Raw genomic sequence first — 12,257 nt, forward strand, 5'->3', positions numbered from 1 at the left:
AGGCCGCCAAGGACGGGACGGCGGACAAGGCGGATGCGGTGAGCGGGACCATGTCGACGACCGCCGCCGGGGCGCGCATTCCCACCGTCATCGCCGACGATGTGCACATCGTCTACCGGGTCAACGGCGGCCCGCGGGGCAGGGGCAGCGCCACCGCCGCCCTCAGCCGGATGCTCCGCCGGAAGAACGCCCCGGGGATGCGCGAGGTGCACGCGGTGCGCGGGGTCACCTTCGTTGCCTACCGCGGTGAGTCGATCGGTCTGATCGGCTCCAATGGCTCCGGGAAGTCCACCTTGCTCAAGGCCGTCGCGGGGCTGCTGCCCACCGAGCGCGGCAAGGTCTACACCGACGGCCAGCCGTCGCTGCTCGGTGTGAACGCGGCGCTGATGAACGACCTGACCGGCGAGCGGAACGTGATACTCGGCGGACTGGCCATGGGCATGTCGCGGGAGCAGATCCGCGAGCGCTACGAGGACATCGTCGACTTCTCCGGGATCAACGAGAAGGGCGACTTCATCACCCTGCCGATGCGCACCTACTCCTCCGGTATGGCGGCCCGGCTGCGCTTCTCGATCGCCGCGGCCAAGGACCACGATGTGCTGATGATCGACGAGGCGCTGGCCACCGGTGACCGGAAGTTCCAGAAGCGCTCCGAGGCCCGGATCCGCGAGCTCCGCAAGGACGCGGGCACGGTCTTCCTCGTCAGCCACAACAACAAGTCCATCCGGGACACCTGTGACCGGGTGCTGTGGCTGGAGAAGGGCGAGCTGCTGATGGACGGCCCGACCGACGAGGTCATCAAGGCGTACGAGAAGGAGACGGGCAAGTAGCCCCGCCTGCCCTCGGCTTGTTGACGAGGCCCCGCCGGACTGAACCGGCGGGGCCTCGTCGTACGCATGGACGTCCAACTGCCCTCGTCTTGAATCCAGTTGCCCTCGAACATCCAGCCGATGTATCCAGGGTGTTGCATCACGTATCTGTACGGGTGGGCACGAAGGCTCGTGCAGGTCCGCCCAACGGGAGGAGCAGCATCATCATGAGGACACTTCACAGTGCGCCGCACGTGCCCCGTATCAACTCGACCGAGTCGTACAGACGCTGACGCGCCATGGTGAGGCGACATGGATTGTTGTAGATTAAACAGCTGAGTGATCGGACGCCGACGGGTGCGGTGAGGGACCCACTCGCTCGTCGTGCAGTTGGGAGCCGTAGCGATGGATCATGAGCAAGCGGAATTGATGGGACGACTGTCCGATGCTCTCGGTCCGGTGCCGCGCGAAGTGATCGAGAATGCGCAGGCGCTCTTCAGAGAAAACGTGGCGCGTCGCGATGCGGACGAGAATGTGGACGATGTGCCGGAGGGCTCGAAGGACGAGGTCCACGAGAGCCGTTCGGTCCATTCTCAGGCGTAGTCCGGCGGTTGACGGCATATGCCCGTAGCCCGGCAGCCCGAATCTGGGAGACAAGGGCGGAATCGCTTTTCGCCATCCGTCCTTGTTCCTGGAGGATCTTTTTCAAATGCGCGAGACAGCGTGACCGGATGGGCCCGATGGAACCGCGCGGCATGGCGAGCGTCTCGCTGATCTCGTCATAGGACAGCGGCGGGTCCGTCACCAGCAGCCCCAGCAGTGCCTGGCATTTCGGAGTGAGCGCGCAGAAGGCGGTTAAGACCTCGTCGTCGCGCTCCCGGGCCAGGGCGGCGTCCTCGGGCTGCTGTCCCGAGGTCTCGGGCCGGTCGAACGCCTCGGCGCCGCCGACCGGGATGTTCCGCCCCGACTTCTCCAGATGCTTGAGGCTCTCCCGGCGTGCCGCGGTGGAGATCCACTGTGCCAGGCGCTCGGGCGAGCGCAGCGAGTCCAGGTGCTGGACGACCTTCAGCCAGGTGGCCTGGCTGACGTCCGAGCAGTCGGCCGGGCTGAGTCGATGAGAGCGGGCAATGGCCCAGATAAGCGGTGCATACCGCTCGACGATCTGATTCCAGCAGCCCTGATCCCCATCAAGGCAGCCGTCGACCAGATCGGGCAATGATCGCGTGTGCACGTATCCCCCCGTGTCTTCACTTTGCTCCTGACGGCACGGCGCAGAACGAATTGGAGCCCCCCATTCCGTTGCGCCCGTCAGGTGTCGCGAGATGAGCAAGAATCAAATTCACCTCAGCTACGAGTGTTCACTATAGAGCGGCGCCAATGGCGCCTGTCAACTGCTTACATGGCCGGTCACACACGTTGACTGGCGGGTAGCCAGTCTTGCCCTGGTGAACCGGGGGAGGGAACCCCTGAACGCATGTCCACCGTGTGGATTTTGTCTCTCGAACTGATTGACGTTGGATGGATGTTGGAGGCGCGGAGATGGTGCCGGAAGATGTCCGACCAGTCGTCAGACCGGCCGTCAGGCGGGCCGTCGGACGGGTCGGCGGCCGGTCCGGAGCGGCCACCGGGACGCCGTCGTCCCCTTGTGTGAACCAGAGGCACCGCCGCTGCTGCTGTTCACTAAACAGAGGCGCTGTATCGTGTGCCTGTACGCCGGGTTACCGAGCGGCGGGGGCATCAGGGAGGGGGACGCGTGTCGCCAGGGGAAGCGCACGTCGCACCGTACTCACGGCGCGAGCGGCTGCGCATCGCGACCATCCGTGAGATCAAGGACGTGGCCCGGACGCTCCTGGTCCAGGAGGGTCCGGAGAACGTCACCATCCGGGCCATCGCCCGTGAGATGGGCATGACCGCGCCGGCTGTCTACCGCTACTTCAGCAGCCGTGACGCGCTCATCCTCCAGCTGCGGGTGGACATCTTCGAGGAGATGGCCCGCTTCATGCGCGGGGTCCTCGGCAAGCTCCCGGAGGACGAGCCCGGCCGCAGGCTGATCAGCGGCGCCCGGGCGATGCGGGTCTGGGCGATCAAGCACCCCCATGAGTTCGGTCTCATCCTGGGGCCGTGGGCCCCAGGGCTCGGCCGGGGGGAGACCAAGCCCGAGCGGCATATGGGGCTGGTCCTCGGCTCCGTCTTCTCCGATCTGGTCTCCGACCTGTGGCGGCTGCGCGGCTTCCCCGCCCCCGAGGGCGAGGAGCTCGACGCCGGGCTCGCCCGCCAGCTGGCCACCCTCAGCGAGGACCAGGACGTCGACATGCCGCCCGGCGCCATCGCGGTCATGCTCCGCTGCTGGGTGCGGCTGTACGGGGTGATCTCCATGGAGGCGCTCGGCCATATGTCCTTCGCCCTGGCCGAGGGACAGTCGTTCTTCGAGTTCGAGCTGCGCAGCCTCTGCACGGTGCTCGACATCGACGAGTTCTACGAGGACGTGGCCTGACCGGTCGCCCAGCGCACCCGGCCCGGTGCCGTGCCGGTGGCGCGCCCGCGCCGGGCGCGAAGGGGGCACAAGGGGGTGTACTCCCGTACATCTGTACACCGGGAGGCGTAAGCTGGAGCAATGCCCATCCGGATCATGTCGGACCCGGGCCGTTGTCCCCTGTTCGGGGGCTCTGGGCCGGACGCCCTTGACCTGGTGGCGCGGCGTGTCCGGATCGTGCCGACCCTGGTAACCGGTGTAGAACGGGGGATGTGACGGCATTGGCTACACGGCCCCTCTCCAGCGCTCCCACGGGCCCCGGTCGCCGGGATCCGCATGGCGTCCTGGTCCTCACCCGTACGCCTGGCTGTCCACGGTGACCGTCGAGGGCGAGCGCAGCCGTTTCTTTACCACGTCGAGCAGCCCGACCACCACGTCGAGCAGCCCGACCGTCGAGCAGCAGGCCGCTCGCGCCGTGCTCGCCAAGGCCGCGCACGAGAACTTTCCGGTGGCGCCCTTCTTCCTGCCGCGCGCCTGGCGCACCGACCTCATGGCGATCTACGGCTACGCCCGGCTGGTCGACGACATCGGCGACGGCGACCTTCCCCCCGGCGGCGCCGACGCCGCGCTGCTCGGTCTCGACCCCGGCCGCGCGGACGACACCCTCGCCCTGCTCGACGCCTTCGAGGCGGATCTGCATCGGGTCTTCGACCCCACCGCCACCCCGCGCCATCCGCTGCTGCGCGCCCTGCGCCCCACCGTCCACCGCCATGGCCTCACCCCCGAGCCCTTCCTCGGCCTGATCGAGGCCAACCGTCAGGACCAGCGGGTCCGGCGGTACGCCGGCTACCAGGAGCTCCTGGACTACTGCGAGCTGTCCGCCAACCCGGTGGGGCGGCTCGTCCTCGGCATCACCGGCACCGCGAGCCCCGAGCGGATCCGCCGCTCCGACGCGATCTGCACCGCTCTCCAGATCGTCGAGCACCTCCAGGACGTGGCCGAGGACCTCCGCAGGGACCGCATCTACCTCCCCGCCGAGGACATGAAACGCTTCGGAGTGACCGAGGCCGATCTCGCCGCCCCCAGGGGCGGCGCATCGGTGCGTGCACTGGTCGCGTACGAGGCGGAACGCGCCGAGGCCCTGCTGAATGAAGGCACCCCGCTGGTGGGTAGCGTCCACGGCAGGCTCAAGGTGCTGCTGGCCGGATTCGTGGCCGGGGGGAGAGCCGCCTTGCGGGCGGTCGCGGCCACGGGACATGACGTACTCCCTGGACCGCCCAGGCCCACCAAGCTCAGCCTGCTGCGCGAGGTGGGGGCGACACTGCGAAGAGAGGGGTGAGCCGGACCGTGAACGGATCTCCGCACGCGTCCGCGCCGGTGCTCGCGGCCTACCGCTACTGCGAGGCCGTGACCGGGCACCAGGCCCGCAACTTCGCCTACGGCATCAGGCTGCTGCCCACCGACAAGCGCCACGCCATGTCGGCGCTCTACGCTTTCTCCCGCAGGATCGACGACATCGGCGACGGCGCCCTCGACGCCGACGCCAAGCGGGCCCGGCTCGCGAGCACCCGCACCCTGCTCGGCCGGATCAGGAACGGCGGGATCGACGAGGACGACACCGATCCGGTCGCCGTCGCCCTCGCCCACGCCGCCCATCGCTTCCCCATCCCGCTCGGCGGGCTCGAGGAGCTGATCGACGGCGTGCTGATGGACGTGGCCGGGCGGACCTACGAGACCTGGGACGACCTCAAGGTCTACTGCCGCTGTGTGGCGGGCGCCATCGGACGGCTCTCGCTCGGTGTCTTCGGGACCGTGCCCGCCGCCGGACACAGCGAGGACGAGCTCGGGCGCGCCTCCGAGTACGCCGACACCCTCGGCCTCGCCCTCCAGCTGACCAACATCCTGCGGGACGTCCGCGAGGACGCCGCCGCCGGGCGGACCTATCTGCCCGCCGAGGACCTGGCCAAGTTCGGCTGTTCCGCCGCGTTCCGCCGCTCCACCGCCCCGCCCGACGCCGACTTCACCGGCCTGGTCCACTTCGAGGTGCGGCGAGCCAGGGCGCTGTTCGACGACGGCTTCCGGCTGCTGCCGCTGCTGGACCGCCGCAGCGGGGCGTGCGTGGCCGCCATGGCGGGCATCTACCGCAGACTTCTGGACCGTATCGCCCGGGACCCCGCGGCCGTTCTGCGCGGCCGCGTTTCGCTGCCCGGCCACGAGAAGGCGTATGTCGCCGTGCGCGGGCTGGCCGGACTCGACGCCCGCGCGGTCGCGCGCCGCCGGGCCGGGGGGACGGTCCGATGACGGCCCCCCTCACCCACCCCGGCCACCGGGGCGCGCCCCGGCCGGAGGGCACCGCGCGCGGCCGTGGCGCCCTGGTGATCGGCGGCGGTCTCGCCGGTACGACGGCGGCGCTCGCCCTCGCCGACGCCGGGATGCGGGTGACGCTCCTCGAGGGGCGGCCCCGCCTGGGCGGCCTGGCCTTCTCCTTCCGCCGCTCCTCATCCGCGGGCGAGCTGACCGTCGACAACGGCCAGCATGTCTATCTGCGGTGCTGCACCGCCTACCGGTGGTTCCTGGACCGGCTGGACGCGGCTCAACTCGCCCCGCTCCAGGGCCGGTTGGACGTTCCCGTACTGGACGCCGAGGGCAGCCCGGGGCGGCGGCTCGGGCGGCTGCGCCGCACCGCCCTGCCGGTGCCGCTGCACCTCGCCGCGAGCCTCGCCTCCTATCCGCACCTCACCCTCGCCGAGCGCGCCCGGGTGGGCCGCGCCGCGCTCGCACTGGGACGGCTGGACCCCGAGGACCCGGCCCTGGACGGCGAGGACTTCGCGAGCTGGCTGCACCGCCACGGCCAGTCGCCGCGCGCCGTCGAGGCGCTGTGGGACCTGGTCGGCGTGGCCACGCTCAACGCCACCGCCCGTCACGCCTCGCTGGGCCTGGCCGCCATGGTCTTCAAGACCGGGCTGCTCTCCCGGCCCGGCGCCGCCGACATCGGCTGGGCCCGCGCCCCCCTCGGCGAACTGCACCACACCCTCGCCCGCGCCGCGCTGGACACCGGGGGCGTCCGCACCGAGATGCGCACCCGGGTGACCGCCGTCAACCGCACCCCCGAGGGCCGCTGGCGCCCGCACCTCGCCGACGGAACCTCACCCGCGCGGCCGCTGGAGGACGCGGACACCGTGGTGCTCGCCGTACCGCAGCACGACGCCCACGCCCTGCTGCCCGATGGTGCCCTCGACGACCCGGACCGGCTGCTGCGCATCGGCACCGCGCCCATCCTCAATCTGCATGTGATCTACGACCGCACCGTGCTGCGCCGCCCGTTCTTCGCCGCCATCGGCAGCCCCGTCCAGTGGGTCTTCGACCGCACGGACGCCTCCGGGCTGCGGCGGGCCCCCGGGGCCGGGCGGAGCCAGTACCTGGCGGTGTCGCAGTCCGCCGCCCACGACGAGATCGACCGTCCGGTGGCCGAGCTGCGCGCCCGCTATCTGCCCGAGCTGGAGCGGCTGCTGCCCGCCGCCCGCGGCGCCGGGGTGCGGGACTTCTTCGTCACCCGGGAGCGCACCGCCACGTTCGCTCCCGTTCCCGGCGTCGGCCGTCTGCGGCCGACCGCCCGCACGAACGCGCCCGGCCTCTACCTGGCCGGTGCGTGGACCGCCACCGGCTGGCCCGCGACCATGGAAGGCGCCGTGCGCAGCGGGCTGTCCGCTGCCCGCGCGGCCCTCTCCGACATCGGCCGCCCGCATGTGAATCAGCTCCCCGCCTCTGGCGGGGGGCCGCCCGAGGAGGCGGCATGAGCATCACCACAGAAAACAGAGGAGAGACCGTGACCCCGGCGACCCCAGCTGTCGACACCGCGAGCGTGAACGCGCTGCTGGAGCGCGGCCGTACGCTTGCCACGCCGGTGCTGCGCGCCGCCGTGGGCCGGCTCGCCCCGCCCATGGACACCGTCGCCGCCTACCACTTCGGCTGGATCGACACCGAGGGCCGCCCCACCGCGGGCGACGGCGGCAAGGCCGTCCGGCCCGCGCTGGCGCTGCTGTCGGCCGAGGCGGCGGGCGCCGCCCCGGAGGTCGGCGTGCCCGGCGCGGTCGCGGTCGAACTGGTCCACAACTTCTCGCTGCTCCACGACGACCTGATGGACGGCGACGAGCAGCGACGCCACCGCGACACCGTCTGGAAGGTGCACGGACCGGCGCAGGCCATCCTCGTCGGGGACGCGCTGTTCGCGCTGGCCAACGAAATACTGCTGGAGCTCGGCACCGCGGAGGCCGGGCGGGCGACCCGTCGGCTCACCTCCGCCTCCCGGGATCTGATCGACGGTCAGGCCCAGGACATCTCCTACGAGCACCGCGAGCGGGTGACCGTCGAGGAGTGCCTGGAGATGGAGGGCAACAAGACCGGCGCGCTGCTCGCCTGCGCCGCCTCCATCGGTGCCGTCCTCGGCGGGGCCGACGACCGCACCGCCGACGCTCTGGAGCGCTACGGCTACCACCTGGGACTGGCCTTCCAGGCCGTCGACGACCTGCTCGGCATCTGGGGCGACCCGGAGGCCACCGGCAAGCGCACCTGGAGCGATCTGCGCCAGCGCAAGAAGTCCCTGCCGGTGGTCGCCGCCCTGGCCGCGGGCGGACCCGACTCCGAGCACCTGGCCCAGATCCTCGCCACCGACGCGCACAAGCCGGAAGCGGAGTTCGCCGACTTCTCCGAGGAGGAGTTCGCCACCCGCGCCGCGCTGATCGAGCAGGCCGGCGGCCGGGACTGGACCTCGAAGGAGGCCCGCCGTCAGCATGCGACCGCCATGGAGGCCCTCGACGCGGTGGATATGCCCGCCGCCGTCCGTGCCCAGTTCGTGGCGCTTGCCGACTTCGTCGTCGTACGAGAGAGATGATCGTTTTCGCCGCGCCCAGCTCGCAGTCGCCGGCCGGCACCCAGCCGGGGTGCCGGCCGACTTGAGGCCCCAACGACGGCAGAGATCGCACACTGCAGAGGGGAAGCCATGACAGCGACAACCGTCCAGCCCTCCGAGTCACCCCAGTCCGAGTCGTTAGAGGCCGCACGGAAGGCGACGGCCCGCGCGGTCGACCACCTGCTCTCCCGCCAGGACGAGCGGGGCTGGTGGAAGGGCGACCTCGAGACCAACGTCACCATGGACGCCGAGGACCTGATGCTCCGGCAGTTCCTGGGGATCCCGGACTCCCGCGTCCTCGACGCCGCGGCCCGCCATCTGCGCGCCCAGCAGTGCGAGGACGGCACCTGGGCCACCTTCCACGGCGGCCCGCCCGAGCTGTCCGCCACCATCGAGGCGTATGTCGCCCTCCGGCTGGCCGGGGACGAGCCGGACGCGCCCCATATGGCCGCGGCCTCCGCCTGGGTGCGCGCGGAGGGCGGTATCACCCGCAGCCGCGTCTTCACCCGCATCTGGCTGGCCCTCTTCGGCTGGTGGCGCTGGGAGGACCTGCCCGAACTGCCACCCGAGATCATCTACTTCCCGAAGTGGCTCCCGCTCAACATCTACGACTTCGGCTGCTGGGCCCGGCAGACCATCGTCCCCCTCACCATCGTCTCCGCCCACCGCCCCGTGCGCCCCGCCCCGTTCCCCCTCGACGAGCTGCACACCGACCCCCGGCGGCCGAGACCACCGCGCCGCCCCGCCCCCGTCGCCTCCTGGGACGGTGCCTTCCAGCGGCTGGACCGGGCGCTGCACGCCTACCGCAAGGTGGCCGTCGGACCGCTGCGCCGGGCCGCGCTGCGCTCCTGCGCCCGCTGGATCGTCGAACGGCAGGAGAACGACGGCTGCTGGGGCGGTATCCAGCCGCCCGCCGTCTACTCCCTGATCGCCCTCCACCTTCTCGGCTACGACCTCGACCACCCGGTGATGCGCGCCGGGCTGGCCTCGCTGGACCGCTTCGCGGTGTGGCGGGAGGATGGCAGCCGCATGATCGAAGCCTGTCAGTCCCCGGTCTGGGACACCTGTCTGGCCGCCATCGCGCTCGCCGACGCCGGACTCGAGCCCGGTCACCCGGCGCTGGTCAAGGCCGCCGACTGGATGCTCACCGAGCAGATCGACCGGCCCGGTGACTGGTCGGTGCGGCGGCCCGGGTTGCCCTCCGGCGGCTGGGCCTTCGAATTCCACAACGACAACTACCCCGATATCGACGACACCGCCGAAGTCATCCTGGCGCTGCGCCGGATCGACCACCCCGAGCCCGAGCGGATCGAGGCGGCGGTGCGGCGCGGTATGCGCTGGACGCTCGGGATGCAGTCGAAGAACGGCGCCTGGGGCGCCTTCGATGTCGACAACACCAGCCCGCTGCCCAACCGGCTGCCGTTCTGCGACTTCGGGGAGGTCATCGACCCGCCGTCGGCCGATGTCACCGCCCATGTCGTGGAGATGCTCGCCCACGAGGGCCGGTCCTACGACGCCCGCACCCGGCGCGGTATCGCCTGGCTGCTGGCCGAGCAGGAGCCCAGCGGGGCGTGGTTCGGCCGCTGGGGCACCAACTACGTCTACGGCACCGGCTCCGTCGTCCCCGCGCTGATCACCGCCGGGGTCCCCGCCTCCCACCAGGCCGTCCGCCGCGCGGTGCGCTGGCTGGAGAGCGTGCAGAACGAGGACGGCGGCTGGGGCGAGGACCAGCGCTCCTACCCCGACCCGGAATGGATCGGCCGGGGCGCCTCCACCGCCTCCCAGACCGCGTGGGCGCTGCTGGCGCTGCTGGCGGCAGGGGAGCGGGAGAGCAAGGCCGTCGAGCGCGGGGTCGGCTGGCTGGCCGCCACGCAAGCGGCGGACGGCTCCTGGGACGAGCCGTACTTCACCGGCACCGGCTTCCCCTGGGACTTCTCCATCAACTACCACCTGTACCGGCAGGTCTTCCCCCTCACGGCACTCGGGCGATTCGTCCATGACGAGGCCACCGGGGCGCGGCCGCGGAGATCCTGATGTCCGCCGGACCGGCCCCGGACCCCGCGGGCCCGCCGCTGCTGATCGCCTGTGCGCTCGGCATCGAGCGGTTCGCCCTGCGGGGAGGCGACACGGACGGGGCCGCCGGGCCGGTGTCCGTGCTGCGCACCGGTATGGGGCCGCAGGCCGCCGAGCGCGCGGTGGCCCGGGCGCTGGCCGGGACCTCCGATGCTCCCGCGGTCCCCACCGCCGTTGTCGCCACCGGCTTCTGCGCCGGACTCGCCCCCGGGATGCACCCGGGGGATCTGGTGGTCGCCGACGAGACCCGTGACCCGGGCGGGCGCACCGTGTGCGCCGGCACCGCGTTTCTCGCCGACGCCCTGTCACATCTGGTGCCGTCCGGGCCCCCGCGCGGCCCGCGGCGGACCGTGCACATCGGCCCGGTGGCCGGATCGAACCATGTGGTGCGGGGTGCGGAACGAGCCGCGCTGCACACCACCGGAGCCATCGCGGTGGACATGGAGTCCGCCGCCACCCTGCGCAGCGCCGTGCGCCAGGGCGCCCGCCCGGTTGCGGCCGTACGGGTGGTCGTGGACGCTCCGGAACATGAACTCGTCCGGATCGGCACACTGCGCGGTGGAATATCTGCCTTCCGGGTACTACGGACCGTTCTTCCCGCATTTTTCCTCTGGCACCGCAAATCGCTGCTCCCAGGAGGTGAGCTAGATGGCCATGCCTCTCCGACAGACCATCCGGGTCGCGACGTATCTCTTTGACCAGAAGGTGATCAAGCGCCGGGACAAGTTCCCGCTGATCGTGGAGCTCGAGCCGCTCTTCGCCTGCAATCTCAAATGCGAGGGCTGCGGAAAGATCCAGCACCCGGCCGGGGTGCTGAAGCAGCGGATGCCGGTCGCGCAGGCGGTGGGCGCGGTGCTGGAGTCCGGGGCGCCGATGGTCTCCATCGCGGGTGGTGAACCGCTGATGCACCCCCAGATCGACGAGATCACCCAGCAGCTGGTGGCGCGGCGGAAGTATGTCTTCCTGTGCACCAACGCGATGCTGCTGCGCAAGAAGATGGATCTGTTCACTCCCTCCCCGTACTTCGCCTTCGCCGTGCACATCGACGGGCTGCGGGAGCGGCACGACGAATCGGTGGCGAAGGAGGGGGTGTTCGACGAGGCGGTGGCGGCCATCAAGGAGGCGAAGCGGCGGGGCTTCCGGGTCACCACCAATTCCACCTTCTTCAATACCGACACCCCGCAGACCGTCATCGACGTGCTCAACTACCTCAACGACGACCTCAAGGTGGACGAGATGATGATCTCGCCCGCCTATGCCTATGAGAAGGCGCCCGACCAGGAGCACTTCCTCGGTGTCGAGCAGACCCGAGAGCTGTTCAGAAAGGCGTTCGCGGGCGGCAACCGCCGCCGCTGGCGGCTCAACCACAGTCCGCTGTTCCTGGACTTCCTCGAGGGCAGAACGGACTTCCCGTGCACCGCGTGGGGCATCCCCAACTACTCGCTGTTCGGCTGGCAGCGCCCCTGCTATCTGATGAGCGACGGCTATGTGCCCACCTACCGCCGGCTGGTGGAGGAGACCGACTGGGACAGTTACGGCCGCGGCAAGGACCCACGCTGCGAGAACTGCATGGCTCACTGTGGCTACGAGCCCACCGCCGTCCTGGCCACCATGAGCTCGCTCAAGGAGTCGCTGCGCGCCGCGCGGGAGACCGCCACAGGGGGCCGGTGACGCCATGAGCGCAGGGGAGCCCGTCTCACTCGGCCTGCCCGCGGTGCCGGGCAGGCCGCTCGCCCCACGCCGCCGCTCACGCCGCCTCCAGGTCGGGTCGGTGGCGGTGGGCGGTGACGCTCCGGTGTCGGTGCAGTCGATGACGACGACGGTGACCGCGGACATCGGGGCCACCCTCCAGCAGATCGCGGAGCTGACGGCGTCGGGGTGCCAGATCGTGCGGGTGGCGTGCCCGTCGCAGGACGACGCCGAGGCGCTGCCGGTGATCGCGCGGAAGTCGCAGATCCCGGTGATCGCCGATATCCACTTCCAGCCGAAGTAT

The 12,257-nt window shown here is 71.0% G+C and carries 11 protein-coding genes; 10 read left to right on the top strand and 1 reads right to left on the bottom strand.

Going from position 1 to position 12,257, the window contains the following annotated elements; all coding sequences use genetic code 11:
- Positions 1–50: 50 nt before the first annotated feature.
- Positions 51–830 (top strand): ABC transporter ATP-binding protein, encoded by a 780-nt coding sequence (locus tag JK363_RS30735; RefSeq protein WP_215911440.1) that lies wholly within the window; start codon positions 51–53, stop codon positions 828–830.
- Positions 831–1,305: 475 nt separating this feature from the next.
- On the opposite strand, the gene JK363_RS30740 is transcribed toward JK363_RS30735, so the two are convergent.
- Complete coding sequence (locus tag JK363_RS30740; protein ID WP_201880067.1) at positions 1,306–2,025, bottom strand: RNA polymerase sigma factor; 720 nt, start codon at positions 2,023–2,025, stop codon at positions 1,306–1,308.
- A 537-nt stretch (positions 2,026–2,562) separates the two neighbouring features.
- Here JK363_RS30740 and JK363_RS30745 point away from each other — a divergent pair.
- The 9 genes from JK363_RS30745 to JK363_RS30785 form a co-directional block, all read left to right on the top strand.
- A complete protein-coding gene (locus tag JK363_RS30745; RefSeq protein WP_201880071.1) occupies positions 2,563–3,303 on the top strand; it encodes a TetR/AcrR family transcriptional regulator in 741 nt (246 codons plus the stop codon).
- A 454-nt stretch (positions 3,304–3,757) separates the two neighbouring features.
- Positions 3,758–4,621, top strand: coding sequence for a squalene synthase HpnC (hpnC, locus tag JK363_RS30750; protein ID WP_201880116.1), 864 nt, complete (start codon positions 3,758–3,760; stop codon positions 4,619–4,621).
- The gene (hpnD, locus tag JK363_RS30755) at positions 4,618–5,583 is read left to right on the top strand and encodes a presqualene diphosphate synthase HpnD (RefSeq protein WP_201880074.1); all 966 of its coding nucleotides are present in this window, start codon (positions 4,618–4,620) and stop codon (positions 5,581–5,583) included. Before hpnC ends, hpnD begins: the two co-directional genes overlap by 4 nt.
- On the top strand, positions 5,580–7,079 hold the full coding sequence (gene hpnE, locus JK363_RS30760; protein WP_201880078.1) for a hydroxysqualene dehydroxylase HpnE: 1,500 nt from the start codon (positions 5,580–5,582) through the stop codon (positions 7,077–7,079). Before hpnD ends, hpnE begins: the two co-directional genes overlap by 4 nt.
- Positions 7,076–8,173 (top strand): polyprenyl synthetase family protein, encoded by a 1,098-nt coding sequence (locus JK363_RS30765; RefSeq protein WP_201880080.1) that lies wholly within the window; start codon positions 7,076–7,078, stop codon positions 8,171–8,173. The genes hpnE and JK363_RS30765 overlap by 4 nt, the downstream gene beginning before the upstream one ends.
- Before the next feature lie 108 nt (positions 8,174–8,281).
- On the top strand, positions 8,282–10,225 hold the full coding sequence (gene shc / locus JK363_RS30770) for a squalene--hopene cyclase (RefSeq protein WP_201880083.1): 1,944 nt from the start codon (positions 8,282–8,284) through the stop codon (positions 10,223–10,225).
- Complete coding sequence (locus JK363_RS30775) at positions 10,225–10,962, top strand: phosphorylase family protein (protein ID WP_201880086.1); 738 nt, start codon at positions 10,225–10,227, stop codon at positions 10,960–10,962. The genes shc and JK363_RS30775 overlap by 1 nt, the downstream gene beginning before the upstream one ends.
- Complete coding sequence (gene hpnH / locus JK363_RS30780) at positions 10,913–11,935, top strand: adenosyl-hopene transferase HpnH (protein WP_201880088.1); 1,023 nt, start codon at positions 10,913–10,915, stop codon at positions 11,933–11,935. Before JK363_RS30775 ends, hpnH begins: the two co-directional genes overlap by 50 nt.
- A gap of 4 nt (positions 11,936–11,939) precedes the next feature.
- Positions 11,940–12,257 (top strand): flavodoxin-dependent (E)-4-hydroxy-3-methylbut-2-enyl-diphosphate synthase (locus tag JK363_RS30785; RefSeq protein ID WP_201880091.1); only part of this gene is annotated, 318 nt, incomplete at its 3' end.

The organism is Streptomyces coffeae (genome assembly GCF_016741875.1).
In the GTDB taxonomy this organism is placed as follows: domain Bacteria; phylum Actinomycetota; class Actinomycetes; order Streptomycetales; family Streptomycetaceae; genus Streptomyces; species Streptomyces coffeae.

What these genes read in the sequence shown, in the direction of transcription:
- JK363_RS30735 (WP_215911440.1), top strand. Translation starts at nt 51, where the DNA reads ATGTCGACGACCGCCGCCGGGGCGCGCATTCCCACCGTCATCGCCGAC.
- JK363_RS30775 (WP_201880086.1), top strand. Translation starts at nt 10,225, where the DNA reads ATGTCCGCCGGACCGGCCCCGGACCCCGCGGGCCCGCCGCTGCTGATC.
- shc (WP_201880083.1), top strand. Translation starts at nt 8,282, where the DNA reads ATGACAGCGACAACCGTCCAGCCCTCCGAGTCACCCCAGTCCGAGTCG.
- hpnH (WP_201880088.1), top strand. Translation starts at nt 10,913, where the DNA reads ATGGCCATGCCTCTCCGACAGACCATCCGGGTCGCGACGTATCTCTTT.
- hpnE (WP_201880078.1), top strand. Translation starts at nt 5,580, where the DNA reads ATGACGGCCCCCCTCACCCACCCCGGCCACCGGGGCGCGCCCCGGCCG.
- JK363_RS30765 (WP_201880080.1), top strand. Translation starts at nt 7,076, where the DNA reads ATGAGCATCACCACAGAAAACAGAGGAGAGACCGTGACCCCGGCGACC.